At 42.2% G+C, this 17,580-nt stretch carries 18 protein-coding genes and 1 tRNA gene; 15 read left to right on the top strand and 4 right to left on the bottom strand.

Annotated elements, in window-relative coordinates; genetic code table 11:
- The first annotated feature begins 498 nt into the window (after positions 1–498).
- The 9 genes from GNIT_RS14170 (at position 499) to GNIT_RS14130 (ending at position 9,424) form a co-directional block, all read left to right on the top strand.
- A complete protein-coding gene (locus tag GNIT_RS14170) occupies positions 499–1,029 on the top strand; it encodes a sigma-70 family RNA polymerase sigma factor (protein WP_014109953.1) in 531 nt (176 codons plus the stop codon).
- On the top strand, positions 1,026–1,769 hold the full coding sequence (locus GNIT_RS14165; protein WP_014109952.1) for an anti-sigma factor: 744 nt from the start codon (positions 1,026–1,028) through the stop codon (positions 1,767–1,769). The genes GNIT_RS14170 and GNIT_RS14165 overlap by 4 nt, the downstream gene beginning before the upstream one ends.
- A gap of 271 nt (positions 1,770–2,040) precedes the next feature.
- Complete coding sequence (locus GNIT_RS14160; RefSeq protein ID WP_238526974.1) at positions 2,041–3,579, top strand: DUF4331 domain-containing protein; 1,539 nt, start codon at positions 2,041–2,043, stop codon at positions 3,577–3,579.
- Between the two features lie 17 nt (positions 3,580–3,596).
- Positions 3,597–4,118: an Ig-like domain-containing protein gene (locus GNIT_RS14155; protein ID WP_238526903.1), complete on the top strand. Its 522-nt coding sequence runs from the start codon at positions 3,597–3,599 to the stop codon at positions 4,116–4,118.
- Positions 4,119–4,267: 149 nt separating this feature from the next.
- The gene (locus GNIT_RS14150) at positions 4,268–5,263 is read left to right on the top strand and encodes a tetratricopeptide repeat protein (protein ID WP_148261722.1); all 996 of its coding nucleotides are present in this window, start codon (positions 4,268–4,270) and stop codon (positions 5,261–5,263) included.
- The gene (locus GNIT_RS14145) at positions 5,260–6,387 is read left to right on the top strand and encodes a HupE/UreJ family protein (RefSeq protein ID WP_014109948.1); all 1,128 of its coding nucleotides are present in this window, start codon (positions 5,260–5,262) and stop codon (positions 6,385–6,387) included. Before GNIT_RS14150 ends, GNIT_RS14145 begins: the two co-directional genes overlap by 4 nt.
- Positions 6,388–6,754: 367 nt before the next feature.
- A complete protein-coding gene (locus tag GNIT_RS14140; RefSeq protein WP_014109947.1) occupies positions 6,755–7,669 on the top strand; it encodes a divergent polysaccharide deacetylase family protein in 915 nt (304 codons plus the stop codon).
- A gap of 130 nt (positions 7,670–7,799) precedes the next feature.
- Positions 7,800–8,285 carry a MerC domain-containing protein gene (locus GNIT_RS14135; protein WP_014109946.1) on the top strand — a complete coding sequence of 162 codons (486 nt, stop codon included), beginning with the start codon at positions 7,800–7,802 and terminating at the stop codon, positions 8,283–8,285.
- A gap of 98 nt (positions 8,286–8,383) precedes the next feature.
- Entirely contained in the window at positions 8,384–9,424 is a 1,041-nt protein-coding gene (locus GNIT_RS14130; protein ID WP_014109945.1) for a metal-dependent hydrolase, read from the top strand.
- 27 nt (positions 9,425–9,451) lie between these two features.
- Here GNIT_RS14130 and GNIT_RS14125 read toward each other — a convergent pair whose 3' ends face one another.
- The 4 genes from GNIT_RS14125 to rsgA form a co-directional block, all read right to left on the bottom strand.
- On the bottom strand, positions 9,452–10,249 hold the full coding sequence (locus GNIT_RS14125) for a glycerophosphodiester phosphodiesterase (RefSeq protein ID WP_014109944.1): 798 nt from the start codon (positions 10,247–10,249) through the stop codon (positions 9,452–9,454).
- On the bottom strand, positions 10,240–11,121 hold the full coding sequence (locus GNIT_RS14120; RefSeq protein WP_014109943.1) for a DMT family transporter: 882 nt from the start codon (positions 11,119–11,121) through the stop codon (positions 10,240–10,242). Before GNIT_RS14120 ends, GNIT_RS14125 begins: the two co-directional genes overlap by 10 nt.
- Before the next feature lie 5 nt (positions 11,122–11,126).
- A complete protein-coding gene (asd, locus tag GNIT_RS14115) occupies positions 11,127–12,005 on the bottom strand; it encodes an archaetidylserine decarboxylase (RefSeq protein WP_041246449.1) in 879 nt (292 codons plus the stop codon).
- A 78-nt stretch (positions 12,006–12,083) separates the two neighbouring features.
- The gene (gene rsgA, locus GNIT_RS14110) at positions 12,084–13,115 is read right to left on the bottom strand and encodes a small ribosomal subunit biogenesis GTPase RsgA (RefSeq protein WP_014109941.1); all 1,032 of its coding nucleotides are present in this window, start codon (positions 13,113–13,115) and stop codon (positions 12,084–12,086) included.
- A 97-nt stretch (positions 13,116–13,212) separates the two neighbouring features.
- Between rsgA and orn the strand changes: the two genes are divergently transcribed.
- From orn to ilvN, 6 genes are all read left to right on the top strand, one after another.
- The gene (gene orn, locus GNIT_RS14105; protein ID WP_014109940.1) at positions 13,213–13,770 is read left to right on the top strand and encodes an oligoribonuclease; all 558 of its coding nucleotides are present in this window, start codon (positions 13,213–13,215) and stop codon (positions 13,768–13,770) included.
- Positions 13,771–13,850: 80 nt separating this feature from the next.
- Positions 13,851–13,926: transfer RNA gene (locus GNIT_RS14100), tRNA-Gly, on the top strand.
- Between the two features lie 198 nt (positions 13,927–14,124).
- On the top strand, positions 14,125–14,619 hold the full coding sequence (locus GNIT_RS14095) for a DUF4442 domain-containing protein (RefSeq protein WP_014109939.1): 495 nt from the start codon (positions 14,125–14,127) through the stop codon (positions 14,617–14,619).
- Positions 14,620–14,738: 119 nt separating this feature from the next.
- The gene (locus GNIT_RS14090; protein WP_014109938.1) at positions 14,739–15,119 is read left to right on the top strand and encodes a MaoP family protein; all 381 of its coding nucleotides are present in this window, start codon (positions 14,739–14,741) and stop codon (positions 15,117–15,119) included.
- Between the two features lie 186 nt (positions 15,120–15,305).
- A complete protein-coding gene (locus GNIT_RS14085) occupies positions 15,306–17,021 on the top strand; it encodes an acetolactate synthase 3 large subunit (protein ID WP_014109937.1) in 1,716 nt (571 codons plus the stop codon).
- A complete protein-coding gene (gene ilvN / locus GNIT_RS14080; RefSeq protein ID WP_014109936.1) occupies positions 17,021–17,518 on the top strand; it encodes an acetolactate synthase small subunit in 498 nt (165 codons plus the stop codon). The genes GNIT_RS14085 and ilvN overlap by 1 nt, the downstream gene beginning before the upstream one ends.
- Positions 17,519–17,580 lie beyond the last annotated feature (62 nt).

Here is a 17,580-nt window from a genome sequence, read left to right as displayed (position 1 = left end):
CGGTGATTAACTCGTGAAATGTAGTTGCGTTTTATGGTTTACAGCATTTTTTCAGTTTATGAATGTTCTTCTTCAGATCTTTATTGCCGGCGACTGAAATGCTTGCCAGTAAATCTGTAGCGGCCTTTGTATCACCCGACTGAATTTGCAGCTTACCCATAGCGGTGATACCTGCTGCAGTATTCTCTTTAGTAACAACCGCAGTTCGACCTATTTGATATAAGGCGTTGAATTTTGCACTGGCATTTCTAACATAGCCATGTTATTCCCTTATAAATTGCTGGCGAAAGAGTCAGCTTTTTTATCGCCTCTATAGGCAACCTGTTTGTGTCTGAAGGCAATCTTAGTCTGTTACTTCTGAATATCAACTGAATGTGCCAATGGTCACTTTTTAGTGTAGCCTCTTCATTAAAATGCTATTTGTAAGTTTGCATTTGTTTTTTGCATCCACTTTGTTGATTCGCTCGTTTGGCTATATAAATGTAATTGAGGATTTTTATGGAACATGAAGAACTGTTGTTATTGCTAAAGAAAGTAGCGAACGGCAATCAGCAAGCTTTTACTGAGCTTTACAATATCACCAGTGGTCAGCTTTTTGCGGTCGCACTGAAAATGTTGAAAAATCGAGATAGTGCCGAGGAAGCTTTGCAAGAGGCTTATGTCAGCATTTGGTATAAAGCTGATTATTACAAAGAAGGTCAAGGTACGGTCTTGACTTGGATGGTGAGTATTATCCGATATCGAGCATTGGACATGCTGCGCAGCAAGAAAGTAAGGAAAGAGGACGAATTATCCGACGACATAGTCAGTGAGATAGAATCGCCTGAAGCTGAGACACCTGCATATGACGCTAAAATCGAAGGTTGTATGAACGAGCTTGAGCAACAGCAAAGGCAGGCAATCCATTTAGCTTATTTTAATGGTCTATCGCATTCTGAAGTAATGGCGCATTTAAATCTGCCTTTAGGCACCATTAAAAGTTGGATCAGAAGAGGATTAACAAGTTTACAGAGGTGTTTAGGTCTATGAATTATAACAACCCACAATTAATATCTGCGCTAGCGGCTGAGTATGTGCTTGGCACCTTAAGAGGTAAAGCGAGGGAGAGATTCGAAGCACTAAAGTTTGGAAATGAACGTATTGCCCAAGAAATAAAATACTGGGAATCGCATTTAAATGAAATGGCATTACACCTGCAGCCCGTTGAACCAAGAGAGTATGTTTTACAAAACATACGCAAGCGCTTAGGTATTATTGGTCAAGAACCCGCGGAGTCGACTGAATCAGTCAATACAGATAATGTAGTTCAAATTAGGCAAGACAAAGCTAGCAGCGAAGGCAAAAATATTGTCTGGAAATGGTGGTCTGGTGTTGCAACTGCTGCTGCATTGATTCTTGCAGTGATAGTGTCAACTAATATTGAGCTTGACGCTCCGCAGCAGGTACAGAGCCTTGCGGTCATCAGTAATGAAGATGCAAAAACATTATGGTCGATTGATGTACTTACCAATGACATAAGAGTAAAAGTGACTTCATTGGTGCCGAGACTACCAAATAACGATTATCAACTTTGGATTGTTCCGGCCTCAGGAGGTGCACCTATTTCTATTGGTGTTATGCAGCAATCGGGTGAATTCTATTTATCCAAACCTGCTGAATTCGATAGAATTGAAATTGCAGCACTCGCGGTTAGCCGAGAGCCAAAAGGCGGCTCACCTAACGGTGCACCAACGGATGTTTTATATGCAACTGAGCTTGCTTATCTATAAATCATAAAAGCGAAGTCTAAGGTTGGAGCAACGAAGTATGTTGCTCCAACTCCACTAATACATGCCTTATTAACTTTTTAAATTTTTCAAAAACGCGGTGCCCCCTCCTCAAAACAGCTCTTTCAAAATTAATTTATAAAAATATATTTTTTTTGCATCCAATACATTCACCCACGCGTTTGGCTTCCCGAGTGTTAAATTCATCCAAATAAAGGAAAGTATAATGATAAACAACCGAATTTCTAAGGTAGCAATTGCTATAACTGCATTAATGGCAGCCGGAATTGCAGATGCATCAAGCCACCGTGAAGCTCCAAACATCACGCGATTACCAACGCTAGATTCCACTGATTTTTATATCTTTAATAGTTACGAAGAAGGGCGTGGCGATTTTGTGACGATGATTGCCAACTATATTCCTCTTCAAGATGCATATGGCGGTCCAAATTATTTTGCAATGGATCCTGAAGCAACATACAGCATTCACATCGACAACGATGGTGATGCAACAGAAGACCTTACTTTTGCTTTTAATTTTACCAAATCATTACCAAACAATAACCAAGGCGTAGCCTTAACTGTTGGACCAGAAGGCAATCAAAGAACAGTTGCAGTACCCCTTATCAATGTTGGCGGCATAAGCGCAGAAAGCCAAGCAAATGCCAATTTTGCTGAAACCTACAATTTAACCCTGATTGAAGGTGCTATGAGCACTGGCACACAAACAGCGATAACGGCCTCAGGTAATGCGGAATTTAAAAAACCGTTGGATTATATCGGAAACAAAACGTTTACAAATGAGGCTGGCTATAGCGCTTATGCCGACACTTTTGTATACAACGTGCAAATACCTGGTTGTGAAGCGGCGGCACGAGTCTTTGTTGGTCAGCGTAAAGACCCATTTGTGGTTAATTTAGGTGAAACATTCGACTTGGTGAACTACGTTCCTGTTGAAGGCGATAGCATGCCTGGCAGCGGTGACGGTAATGGTTTTCCAGGTGGTATTACCCAAGATTCAGCAAACGATGATTTAATCGATAAAAACGTCACGAGTATCGCAATTGAAGTACCAAAAAGTTGTGTGACTGGAAGTGGTAACGGCACGATAGGTGCTTGGACTACGGCAAGTTTGCCGCAAACAAGGATCCTTAATCCGAATCCTACGTTTGATAAAACCGAAGTGAATGGTGGTGCTTTAACACAAGTATCAAGACTGGGTTCGCCGTTAGTGAATGAACTAGTCATCGGTATCAAAGATAAGGATAAATTCTCTTCATCTCACCCAAAAAATGATGGTCAGTTTGCTGACTATGTTACGCATCCCTCATTACCAGAGCTTTTGAATATTTTGTTCAAGGACGCGGTGAATACTACTTTAGGAACGAGCATTGAAACATTGGCTCCAACTAACTTTCCACGTGTTGATTTAGTAACAGCATTCTTAACTGGGTTTGAAGGTGTTAACCAATTACAGACCGTTACGCCATCAGAAATGTTACGTTTGAATACTGGTATTCCTGCAAAGCCGGCAGCAGAGCAGAGCCCATTTGGTGTGGCGGGTGACGATCTTGCTGGTTTCCCGAATGGTCGTCGTCCTGGTGATGATGTTGTTGATATCGCTTTACGTGTCGTTATGGGCGCGCTGTGTCATCCGATCCCGGTTGCTGGTGAGCCAACAAACTTAGGCTTGTGTGAACCAGATGATGCGAGTGTTGGAACCGTTCCATTTACTGACGGTGCGCCTAGTAACGCTAGTATGATGATGACTACTTTCCCATATCTAGCGACTCCGATTGCGGGTTCTAAGTAATAACGGTTAAGGAGAACATGATGAAAATTAAAAAATCTGCGGTGAAAGCCGCGATCGTTTTAGCAGGCGTAGTTAGTTTGTCTGCTTGTTTCGATTCAGATAATGATAAAGAAGAAGTTGTTCCAGTTAATCAAGCACCAACGGCAGCTTCAGTCAATTTGATTACGCAGACTGAAGTGCCAATAACTGAGCAACTGTCAGGTACAGATCCTGAAGGGCAAGCACTCACTTATGAGCTAACATCTGAACCTCAGCTAGGCAGCATTGTCCTCGGCGATATGGGTGAATATACATATCAACCGTTTGATGAAGTAACGGGCTCGGATATGTTCAGCTATGTAGTTAGAGATGCTGAAGGGCTAGAGGCATCAGCAAGCGTAAATATTACAATTGAGGCTTTGCAGTTATCATTTTTGAGTTATAGCCGTCTTGCGTTTGCTGCACCAAGCACTGATGCACCACTTTTACTGAATGGTAGAGTGTTTACGCAAGACTCAAATGACCAAAGTGACTATCAGGATTTGATAGACAACAACTAAGTTAGTTTTATGCCAAGGACGGCATTTTTTTCAATTAATTATATTTATCTGACTCATGACTAGGAGTGGTTTTTCTTGTGAAACGCTTGTTTGTAATTTCTTTAATTTTGTTCATTCACTCTAATGTGTCCCTCGCGTCGGAACCTTATGTGCCAAAGTCATCATCCGTCATAGTGGCAAAATGGCCAACACAAGCATCAAATCTAAGTGTAAGTGAGCAAATAAAAAAGTTGCTTAGCGACGCTCCCTATCCTGGTAATAGCGTAAACTACCCATTAGCAGCGAGTTTGCTAAGGCAGGCTTCAGTGCAAGATGTGTCAGCAGCAGATAGATTGTATTACGATGCTGTTATTAAACAGCATTACCACCTTTTCGAAGAGAGTAAAGAGTTGCTCGGCAGTTTGCTTAAAATGCAGCCTAAAAACGCGAACGCGATTTTATTGTTGGCCAATATGCATTCTGTTCTAGGTGAGCATGAATTTGCCGAAAAAACTTGTTTGCGTCTTATTACCATTGCGCAGCAATCGGTTGTGGCAACATGTGCAATAAATGCGAAAGCGCAAAATGGCGACCTATCATTGAGCCTCCAGCAGCTCTCCGTCATTTTAAAAAACCGGTCTTCTGATGACAATCGCGTGGCAATCTGGTCTTCAGAAACCTATGCGAGTCTGGCTAAAGAGAATGGCGAGTTACTGCGCGCTGAAAAAATATTATCCCCTTATTTAGAGCAAAAAGTGCCGGTTAGCTTCTGGGTTTTGTGGGCAGACATCCAGTTAGAGTTAGGTAAGCCAGATAAAGTGATTAGACGTCTCGGAGATGTTGTTAATAATTCAAGTAATCAAGATGACGCGCTTATTTTAAGACTCGCGATAGCAGAACAATCCTCAGCGCTCTCGGACAATGTATGGTTGAAAAAGGTGCGTTCACGCGCAGAGTTAAGAGAGTCTAGGGATGATAAAGAGCATGCTTTTGATATCGCGCTTTATTACTATTTCATTGAACGTGACTATCAAAAAGCAAACGCTTGGGCGCTGATTAATTGGCAGCAAGCAAAGCTGCTAGACGACAAACGCTTGTTAGAAATGACTGAGCTTGCAGCACTAGATTTCTCCTCAGAGAACAAACTTAAGGAGAACACTCAATGAATCAACGCTGCGTTGTTTTATTATTGGTTGCATTGTTTACCTGCAGCTCACTGGCTCATGAACTCAGTACCACTTTTATCTCTGCTGAGTTGCGCGATGATGGCAGTCTTGATGGTCAATTAAAACTAGATATTTTGGATTTAAAAGAAGTTGTTACGCTGGACGCAAATGCCAATGGTGAGCTCACATGGGGCGAAATTGAAGCAAGCGGAGACGCCCTTCAAAACTATGTTACCAATGGATTACGTTTCTACACCGGCACTCAGCAGTGCATACTTAAATTGAATAATCAGCTTGAGCTGCAGGAGCTTAATGCAGTTACCTATCTGGTGATGTCTTTCTCTTCGCCTTTGTATTCTTCCTCAAAATGCGCTGGTAAAGGGCAGCTGAGCTTTGAGTATTCACTGCTATTCGAAGCCGCCGCAAATCATAAAGCTATCGTTAGTTTGCTTGTTGCATCAGAAGAACATGTATTCATTATTGATAACGAAAATAGTCGAAACTCAATAAACGTCGAGCTCAACAGCAGCTCATCGTGGTCGACATTTTGGGCATTTATCTATCAAGGAATTTTCCATATTCTCATTGGTCTTGATCATATTCTTTTCTTATTTACCTTACTATTAACCCTCTGTTTTTATCGACACTTAGGTGAATGGCGTAGTGTAGAGTCTAAAAAAGTCATTATTAAAAAGACGCTGCTCATCGTTACCTCATTTACGATCGCACATTCAATTACATTATCAGGTACTGCTCTTGGCATTATTCCCGTTATGGGATCTTGGATTGAAGTCGTCATTGCTGCGTCAATATTGTTTAATGTTATTAATAACTTATTTCCGATGGTTAAAAACTTAAGCTTAATTACTTTCGTGTTTGGTCTTATTCACGGTATGGGTTTTGCGGGGGCCTTGTCCGAATTTGGTTTCACCGAGGAGCATCAATTGCTCAGCGTCTTAGGTTTTAACCTAGGAGTTGAACTAGGACAGATAGGTTTGTTGGTGATTTTCCTGCCTATTTTATTACTGCTAAGAGAAAGCAATTTCTACAGGCGCTATGGCATGCAATTACTTTCTCTACTGATAGGTGTGGTTGCTATATATTGGATCCTCGAGCGCTGGTAGAACTCTTAGCTGAAGGACAGGTAGCTACTCTTATAAATCCGGTTATATCAGCATTCTCCTTTAGTTATGTTGTTGTAAGTTGAAATCGCCAATTTGTTGGCGATTTTTTTTCAGCTAAACCTTTTCACTAATTATATTGCGTACACGCGAAATTAATTTGATTAACAGGGAAATGCTAAGCCCCGGTTGTCACAGTGCCTCTGCTAGTGTTTAACGTTAAATTCATGTTTTTTCAATAAATCAATCTTTTGCCTTCATTTTGGGTGCATTTATTGCAAAGCATTGATATCCTCTAATTGACTAATAATAAAAACAATCAACTTATATTACCAAATACGTTGTTGGTAATGAAAAGTGAAGAAAAAGTGTGCTAAAAAAAATAACCATAGTCATGCTATTGATGTGTGTCAGTTTACTTGTGGATGCTGCTCAGCAACTGCCTAAAAGTGGCAGTGAAAAAAGCAGCATAGCGCTCACAAAATCGGCGAAAGCAAATTTGGAGCGCGCTCAACAAGTTAAACAATACCCAAGCTTTAAGCAAAAAAAGGCTCAGATTGCCATCATTATTGACGATATCGGGAATAAACGAGCCGATGCCGCAGCATTCGCATTGCCTGAAAAAGTCACCTTTTCAATACTCCCCCATACTTCTTTTTCAACGCAGTTTTCAACTTACTCTTATCATCAAGGGCGCGAGGTTATGTTACATATGCCCATGGAGTCTCTGCACGGTGAAGCCTTGGGCGATGGCGCCTTATTAGCTAGTATGTATCCTAACGAAGTAGAAAGGGCTTTATTGTTAGCTCTAGAGTCTGTGCCACATGCCATTGGCGTGAATAATCATATGGGCAGTAAACTTACGCAAATTACGCTGCAGATGAATGCAGTGATGGATGTGCTTAACAACAATAAGCTATATTTCATAGACAGTCGTACGACGAAATTTACCAAAGCGCATCAGATTGCTCAGCAACATGGCGTAGCCACGGCTCAGCGTCATGTCTTTCTTGATCACTATGCGAATGAAGCGTTTCTTGAAAAACAGTTTGAGCAACTTGTTCGCAAGGCAAGGCGCAACGGCGCAGTTATTGGCATTGCTCACCCCTATGAAATAAGTATCGCGTTCTTGAAGAAAAAGTTAGCAAACTTACCAGATGACGTCGAACTCATTACGGTAAGTGAGTTCCTGTCTCTTGGGGGCGAGGATATTTCCGATAGCTTCGAGCAGCCAAGGCTTGCGAATAGATCGATACAGACGACTACTGACATAGCTCCTGAATAAACGTCCCGAATATACTTTTTGAATAAATACACTCGTATTGTTTTAAAACTTTTACAGTTCTCAAATTAGATGTTATATTATAACGATAACGTAATCCGTATTGATTGAATCCGTCTTTTGAGAAGAGCATATGAACAGCAGAGTAGCTGAACTTAAACCAGAGATACTAGAAGCAGAGAGTAGCGCAAGCAGCGTCTCTCAAGCTACTGTTGTGCCTAAAACGAAAAATGTCGTTTTAGACCGCATTGGTATCTGGGTGTCCAGTGCTTGTGCAGTGCACTGTTTGCTTCTGCCTGTATTACTGCCTATTGCCCCATTAGTGGCTAGCAGCGTTTTCGCTGAAGTTTGGTTTGAAAGAATGATACTGACATTTTCAATTCTCGTCGGCTTTGCCGCTTTATTTGTTGGGTTCCATAAGTATCATCGTCAACTTTATCCGATTTATTCTCTAGCCCTGGGTGGCTTAATATACTGGAATAAAGACATATTTGGTCATCAATATGAACCATTCACTATCGCCATTGGCGCCTTTTTGATTATCGCAGCTCATGTTACTAACATGCGACTTTGCAACAGTTGTAAAACCTGTGACGATGAATGTGGCTCCGTAAAGTAATGCACACTCTTTGATGGTGCTTTTAAGCTAGAAGCTGTTGGCTTTAAAAAGCACTCGTTCTAATATCAACCACCGTTTCAAAACTACAATAAGTAAATATGGATTCTTTAACACAAATCGCCCTTGGCGGGGCGGTTGGTTACGCTGTATTGGGAAATAAAGTTGGACGTAAGGCGCTTGTTTGGGGCGCAGTTTTAGGAACCTTGCCCGATTTAGATGTATTCCTTCCTTATGTAGGTGAAGTCGAAGCATTTACTTACCACCGTGGTTTCAGCCACTCCCTTTTCGTTCATCTTCTTGCTAGCCCGATTATCACTTGGCTTATTTTAAAACTACATACAGGCACTCGCCAGTATGCAAAGCAGTGGTTTTGGCTTGTATTTTTAACTTTATCCACTCACGCAATATTAGATAGCTTCACCGTTTACGGAACACAATTAATGTGGCCGCTCACCGAATACCCCTTTGGCGCGTCCAATCTATTTATTATTGACCCTATGTACACTTTGCCTCTATTGCTGGGCTTAGTCTTCGCACTATTTCCTAAGGTCAAGTTAACGACAGCCCGTCGCATGAACCTGTATGGTTTAGCGTTGAGCAGCGCATATATTTGTTGGTCTTTGATTGCTAAGGTCGCGATTGATCAAAAAGTTGAAGTCGCTTTAAGCAACAGAAATATACAAACGGACGTTTACATTAGCACGCCCGCACCACTGAGCACCTTACTTTGGCGAGTTGTTGTAATGTCTGATGGTCGCTACTATGAGGGATACGCCTCTGTTTTTGATTCTCCGCAAAACGTCAGCTTAAATGCATATGGCACTTACCCCGAACTCCTCAATGAAATCCAAAGTGAATGGGGTATTGAGCGACTGCAATGGTTTACCAAAGGCTTTTACTCAGTGCGCCAAAAAGAAGAAAGGATCGTGCTGTCTGATTTGCGTATGGGTGTGGAATGCAGTTACGTGTTCAACTTCGCTGTAGGCGAGTGGACTGAGTCAGGCATACAAGTTGGCGATTTTGAAAAGGTGAGTCAGCGGCCAGACCTCAGTCAAATCGGCCGGATTTGGGATAGAATTTGGGACCCGAGTGTTTCACTCGTGCCTGCGCTGGCAGCTAATGAATGCGAACAAGAATAAAGTCTGTTAATTGGCAACCGCGGTAGTTTACGTGTTAGCGTTTCTTTGGCTAATGAATTGCCTGGCCCAGTCTGGACGGTCTGTGAATATGCCATCGACACCCATGGCTATTAGGTCTACCAAGGTTTCCTCATGGTTTACTGTATAACACCATACCTTTTTGCCGCGCGCGTGAGCATCTTCAACAAAGTCTGCATTTACTGTATTCCAATCCGTTGCCGCGATTGCCACACCTAGTGTTCCTGCATATTTGGCGTGATCAAAAGGTGCATGCGCAATCAATGCACCGAACTCTACTGGGTAAGCTAAAGGCTTTTTGTCCGCTGATGGCTCCTCACCTGCTGAAGGCTCCTTACCGGCTGAGGGCTCTTCCGACAACAACTCTGCTTCTATGAAGTCGCTGAAGCTCATTTTTATGGCCATTAATACCGGATGGTCAAAGGATGAAATTACCACTTTGCAGTTGTGCTCAGCAATGAGCTTCTTAACATAGACAACAAACTCCTGAACACATAAAAGCGATTTGACTTCAATATTCAAGATGACTCGATCTCCTATTAACTCAGCAACTTCATTTAAAGTCGGTATTTGATCTTCACCTTTCACTAGTAATTGACGAGCTTGATTTAACGGTAAATCGAAGATACGACCTTTTCCATTAGTCAGTTTATTCACGTATGGGTCATGAAAAACTAAAAACTCATGTTCTACTTGATGAATATCAAGCTCAATAGCATCGACATCAAGCATTAACGCGTGCTTAAAGGCGACAATTGTATTTTCAGTATATTGGCTGCTAAAACCACGGTGAGCAATTACGAGCATTGTTTGGCTTTTTGATTTTCTTTATGAGTATTAATAGTTTCGTATATCGCCGCAGAAATTACCAGTAAACCACCAACTAAAGTTTGCCAAGTAGGCTGTTCATTAATCAAAATCATAGCAAATAAAATAGCGTAAAACGGCTGCATGCAAGCAACCAAAGAAAAGGTTTTGGCTCGCAAATGCTGTAATGTAGTAGCGATCATCGCATGTGGAATAGCGGTAAAAAACGTACCTAGTGCTAGCAGCAACCATAGGGTATTTAAATCGATCATCACGAGTTCATCGGATACAAAAAATACCAAGGTAGGGCACACAATGAGTGTTTGCCAAGCCATTGCTTTTGCACCGCTGTAATGTGAAAAATAATGGCGATGTAATAAGTTGCGCATAGCATAAAGAAATGCAGAAAAAATGCCGACGATGACACCTAAGGTAACGTCATTTTCGAGCGAAGCATCAGGAACGATTAACGCAATACCCGCTAGCACTACAACTGCACTTGCTATGTCTTGCCATAACAAGCGGTTTTTCTCAAAGTAGGGTTCGATTAGCACTGTTATGACGGGGAATGTGAATAGGGCAATAATACCGACTGAGACACTCGATAGCTGCATCGCCATAAAGTAGGTTACCCAATGCACTGCCATAATAATGCCAAGGCCGAACGCAATAAAATAGTCTCTGTTTGAATTCAGCCGTAATCCATCCCCACTTAGCTTAGCGACAGCAAAAAGCAGCAGGCAGGCGAATACAGACCGAGCAAAAGTAATGTCAATTGAACCCAAGGGAATGAGTTGGGAAAAAAGCGCAGTGCCGCCTAACAGCATTACGGTAATATGCAATGATATTAGGCTTTTCTTGACGGGATCCATCAAGATTATTTAGTGTCGTTTGATTTTTCGATATCTTCTTTGACAACAGCAAATGGCTGCCCTAGTCGCGTAATCATGCCAGCCTGCAGATCATCAAATTCGACAGCATTAGGTTCAAAGCAAACTACAATTGTTGAGCCTAATTTAAAGCGGCCCATTTCTTCGCCTTTACTTAAGCGTATGTCCTCATCTTCATATTGCCAGTGCTGTACAGTCTTGCCAGCTGGTGGTGTTATATTACCTGCCCACACTGTCTCTATGCTTGCCACAATAGTGGCTCCTACAAGCACAATGGCTACTTTACCAACAGGGGTATCAAATATCGTTACAACGCGCTCATTTCGCGCAAATAAACCGGGAACATTTGCAGCAGTTAGCGGATTAACAGAAAATAGTTCGCCTGGCACGTGCAGCATGTCGGTGAGTTTGCCGTCAATTGGCATGTGAATGCGATGGTAATCTTTCGGAGATAAGTAAATGGTGGCAAATTCGCCGCCTTTAAATATACTCGCTAGCTCAGGCTTACCGCCCAATAGCGTTGTTACGCTGTAGTTGTGACCCTTTGCCTGAAAAATATTGTCGCCAATAATTTTACCAAATTGGCTGACTCTGCCGTCAACAGAATGGCAAAGCTGCTTGTCATTATCTTCGATAGGGCGAATGTCATCTTTTAATTCACGGGTAAAAAAGGCATTAAACGTTCTGTAGTAGCTAGGGTCTGAATGCTTGGCTTCCGACATGTCTACTTTAAATGCTTTTATAAAAATTTTGATAAGAAACTGCGTTAAAGCGCCAGCTTCAGCAGACGCCAACCAACCAACCATTCTTGATAATAAATGTTTTGGAAGTATGTATTGAACACGAACTTTAAACCAATCTAGCACTGGATGCTCTCCGTAATTTAGTCGGTAGGATTATACAACAAAGAATAAACGATTGAGGAATTAAGTTCTTATGTGCAATTACCCTTTCGAATAAGAAGGGCGGTTTTCTTCCAGCGAATCGACAATTTTATGATAGCTCTCGTAACGGTCTTCCGTTATTTTTCCGTCCATAACGGCCTGCCTGATTAGGCAACCAGGGTCAGTACCATGTTTACAGTCAGTAAATTTGCAGCCGCCAATATAATCACGAAACTCAATAAAGCCAGAGGTGACCTTCTCGACAGGTAGGTGCCAAAGCCCAAACTCTCTTACACCCGGTGAGTCGATGAGATCGCCGCCTTGCTCAAAGTGCAGTAGTTTTGCAGCAGTTGTTGTGTGCTGTCCTAAACCTGAGTTCTGCGAGATGTCACCTACCACCTCCTCAGCATCCGGCAACAGTTGGTTGATGATGCTTGACTTGCCCACGCCGCTTTGACCAACGAAAACACTGATTTTATCTTTCAGTAAGGTTGACAACTCCGCTACACCCTCTTGCGTAACGCAGCTCATGTAAATTACTTTGTAACCAATCTCTTCATAAATCTCGACAACTTCTTTAACCCATTCACGGTCCTCATCACTTAACAATTCCATCTTATTGATGACAATCACAGGCGGAATGTCGACGTCTTCGCAGGCAACTAAATAGCGGTCTATTATGTGCGCAGACAGCTGAGGAACTATTGCGTTTACCACAATAATTTGATCGATATTAGCTGCAATAGGCTTAACGCCATCATAAAAGTCGGGACGTGTTAACGTAGTTACTCTGTCCAATACTACTTCAATGACACCACGGTCTCGCGAGTCATCAGATTGGCTAGGACGAAACAACACATTATCTCCGCAAACAACGGAGTTAACAGTGCGTCGAATGTGGCATTTATGTACGACACCATCATCAATGGATTCGACGTTCGCGTGCTTTCCAAAACGGCCAATAACGCGGCCCTTTAATTCAGCGCCGAGGTGCTCATCGCTGTGTGCAACCTGTTTGCTTGCTAAGCGTTTTGTGCGGTTGTCTTGCACCTGTCTTTTTTGACGGTCGGATAGTTTGGGTTTTTTAGCCACGTGAACCTTGTTGATTGAATACTTGTTGGCGAAATGCTTATTTGCATGTTACCTTTTTTAGCCTTTATTTTCATGATATTTAATAATCGAGGTAATCATGCCGTCAAATCAAGCCCTAAATGACTCAAACTTAGTTTGGATTGATATGGAAATGACGGGGCTAGACCCTGAAACCTGCGTAGTCATGGAAATCGCAACGATCGTAACCGATAAAGAGCTTAATATATTAGCTCAAGGGCCTGTCATTGCAGTTTACCAACCTGATGCCGTGCTTGATAATATGGATGAATGGTGCATAAAAACGCACGGAGGAACCGGTTTAACTGAGCGTTGTAGAGCAAGCACATACGATGTGGACTCAGCTACCCAGGAAACTATCTCATTCCTTGAGAAATATGTGCCAAAAGGAAAGTCACCACTGTGTGGCAATACAATCGGCCAAGACAGACGGTTTTTGGTTAAATATATGCCGGAATTAGAGGCATACTTTCATTACCGCAGCATCGATGTAAGTACAATAAAGGAGTTAACAGCTCGCTGGAAACCAGAGGTGTTGACTGGATTTAAGAAGAAAGGTTTGCACTTAGCGCTTGATGACATCATAGAGTCGATAGACGAAATGAAGTTTTATCGAGAGAATGTGTTTAAGATTTAGGCGTTTGCAGCTTATTTTACAAATAATTGAAAATTAGGCTTGCACTGCCTGAGTATTTTTGTAAAATGCGCCTCCAGATTGCGGGAATAGCTCAGCTGGTAGAGCACGACCTTGCCAAGGTCGGGGTCGCGAGTTCGAATCTCGTTTCCCGCTCCAAATTCAAAAAAGCACAGTTTTTACTGTGCTTTTTTGGTTTCTGGGCTAGGCGTTCAATCATCCAATGGTAAGTTTTGCCGCTCCTCACCTCCCAATTTATTCGTTCGCGTGTCGGCTCCAAGAGACATCGTACCAGTCTTCATGTATGCTAAATTTATCGTCACAAAAACCATTTAATTTACTGATTAGGTCATTCTTATGTTCGTAGCAAACCCTCTGAGAACTTTCGCTGATAGCGTTATGAAAAAACCACTCTGGTTGCGTTTTAAAATACTGACTTGGGTGTTTCGTTATAAAGTAAAATTAGTAGGGACCTGCAGAATCGAAATTATCGATACGGATTTAAAAAGCGCAACGTTTTTTGTGAAGAATCGTAAAAAAGTGCAAAACCACATCGGCAGTGTTCATGCTGCTACGATGGCACTAATTGCTGAATCAGCTACCGGTTTCGTTGTCGGCGTTAATTTACCGGGTGACAAACTTCCCCTTATAAAAAGCATGAACCTCAAATACGTAAAGCGAGCTTATGGCGATATGCAAGCAGTGGCAACGCTGACAGATGAGCAAATACACATATTAAAGAGTGAGCCGAAGGGCGACTTTCTAGTGAGCGTTAAAGTAACTGATGAAAGTGGAAACGAACCTGTTATTGCCGAAATGCATTGGGCTTGGGTCGAAAAAGATAAAAAATAATTTTAGGCTTTTTGCATAATACTAAAATTAGCAGTTGACAAGGCCGCAAGTTAAGATTACTAATGCGTTTTGTAAGCAAGTCCCATTGTTTTTTGTCTCAATTCGGGGAGCAATTTCTTGTGTTAAACATGAATAGCGAATCACTGTTAAAACGTATGTTTAGCGATCCTAAACATTATCCATATGGCTTTTCTCGTTCTGGCGACTTTTCGATCGCGGAGAGTAAAGCCCTGTCACAATATGGTTGCTTAATTGCAGCGCTAGTCGATGGCCATTTAGCACCATCAAACGAAGAAGAAGCAGCTTTTATAGACTCTGCGCTAGGTCGAAAGCAACCAGAAACTACTGCTGAGCGTGCTTGGTTGAAATACCAGAATCGTATTAATCGTCCAAAATACGCCAGCATACATGGTACGAAGAAAGCGTCGAGCGAAAGCCGATTAGATGACGACTTAGTAAATGACGTAGATGATGATATAGATATTGATTTGGATGATTAATTAGGTTATTCATCCTATTTACAAGCTATTAACATTACCTCGTTGGTGTTTTCATCCTAATTTTTAGGTATATTAGGATGAAATTTTCACTTTTTGTCTCTTTTGGGTTTTATCTTTGTTTCGGCTACGTTATATTCGGGCCATAACGTTAATTAATAAGATAAAAACACGTAAGGAGAGAGTCCTGTGAAAATGATGTCGGGCGCCGCTATGGTAGTAGAAGCGCTAAAAGATGTTGGAGTAACGCATTTGTTCGGTTATCCGGGCGGTGCGGTACTGGATATTTATGATGCGCTATATGCCCAAGAGGATATTAAGCACGTTCTCGTTCGTCATGAGCAAGCAGCAGCTCATATGGCAGACGGCTATGCGCGTGCAACAGGTAAAACGGGGGCTGTGCTAGTCACTTCTGGACCTGGTGCAACAAACACTATTACCGGCATTGCTACAGCATTTATGGATTCAATTCCAATGGTTGTTTTGTCAGGCCAAGTTCCCTCCATGCATATCGGAGAAGATGCCTTCCAAGAATGCGACATGGTTGGCGTTTCAAGACCCATTGTTAAGCACAGTTTTTTGGTAAAAAGAGCAGAAGACATCCCAATGGCAATTGCGAAAGCATTTTACATCGCTAATTCTGGGCGTCCTGGTCCAGTGGTTGTTGACTTACCAAAAGACATCGTGAATGTACAAAATACCCACCCATATGTCTTCCCTGATGACATAACGATGCGCTCTTACAATCCAACATTGAAAGGGCACAACAAACAAATTAAGAAAGCGGTTGCATCCATGCTAAAGGCTCAGCGCCCTGTTTTATACGTGGGTGGTGGTGCCATCGCGGCTGAGGCTGCAGCTTATGTAACGCAGTTGGCGGAGCTTTTACAATCACCTGTTTGCAGCACGCTGATGGGCTTAGGTGCGTTCTCGTCTGTACATCCTCAGTTTATCGGGATGCTCGGCATGCATGGAACGCTTGAAGCGAATAAAACAATGCACAATGCAGATTGCATAATCGCTTTGGGTGCACGCTTTGACGACAGAGTAACGAATAACGTCGATAAATTTTGCCCACATGCTGATATTATTCATGTTGATATTGATCCCGCATCAATTTCTAAAATCGTGAATGCGCATATCCCAGTGGTGGGTTCAGTTGATAAAGTATTGCTGCAAATGTTAGACCTTCTTGCTGACGCTGATTTTACAGATCAAGAAGAAAAACTAGCTGATTGGTGGCAACAGATTAACGAGTGGCGTGGCAAAAAGTGCTTAGCCTTCGACCAATCTAGCCAGGTTATTAAACCGCAAAAAGTCATACAATCTTTATATGAACATACAAAGGGTGATGCCTATGTGAGTTCAGATGTCGGTCAGCATCAGATGTTTGCAGCTTTGTACTATCCCTTCGCGAAGCCTCGTCGCTGGATCAATTCTGGTGGACTTGGCACGATGGGCTTTGGTCTTCCTGCTGCAATGGGCGTTCAGTTTGCTCACCCAGATGCGGTATCTGTTGTGGTTACTGGTGATGGCAGTATTCAAATGAATATTCAAGAGCTATCAACGTGTCTGCAATATGGTTTGCCAATCAAGATCATTTCATTAAATAACCGTGCGCTGGGTATGGTTCGCCAATGGCAGGATATGAACTACAAGGGACGCTATTCTCATTCATATATGGATTCGATGCCTAATTTTGTTGCGCTCGCCGAAGCATATGGCCACACGGGAATTAAAGTCGACCATCTTGATGAGCTGGATGACGCAATGGCCCGCTGTTTCGCAACACCAGGCCTTGTTTTTATGGATATTATGGTTGATCAAAGTGAACACGTTTATCCTATGCAAATAAAGTACGGTGCTATGGACGATATGCGCTTGAGCAAAACGGAGCGTACATAATGAGAAGAATTATTTCAGTATTAATGGAAAACGCGCCTGGCGCACTATCTAGAATCGTGGGAGTGTTTTCACAACGTGGTTTTAACGTTGATTCATTGTGTGTTGCACCAACCGACGATGAAAGCTTGTCTCGCTTAACCATCGTTACGCAGGGAGATGACAAAGTAATTGAACAAATTACAAAGCAGGTAAATAAGCTCATCGATGTGCTAAAAGTAGCAGTATTATCGGAAGGTCCGCACATTGAGCGTGAGCTAATGCTAATTAAGGTGGGAACGAGAACAGAATTGGCGCGTGCAGAAGTTAAGCGAAACGTGGATATTTTTAGAGCTCGCATCCTCGATGTGAATGCCAATAACTACACGATAGAAATAACAGGTACGAGCGAAAAACTATGTGCCTTCGAGGATGTTATGTCTCAATGTGCTGATATTATTGAGTCTGCTCGAACTGGCGTCTGTGGCCTTGCTAGAGGGGATAAAGCCCTTCGCCCATAGCGCCTTTTGTCAAATCATGAAAAACGCCATTGCGAAAAACTGTTCAAATAATTAGCAATATT

This window comes from Glaciecola nitratireducens FR1064 (assembly GCF_000226565.1).
Classification (GTDB): Bacteria; Pseudomonadota; Gammaproteobacteria; order Enterobacterales; family Alteromonadaceae; genus Glaciecola; species Glaciecola nitratireducens.
This window is presented reverse-complemented; position numbering and strand designations above follow the sequence as displayed.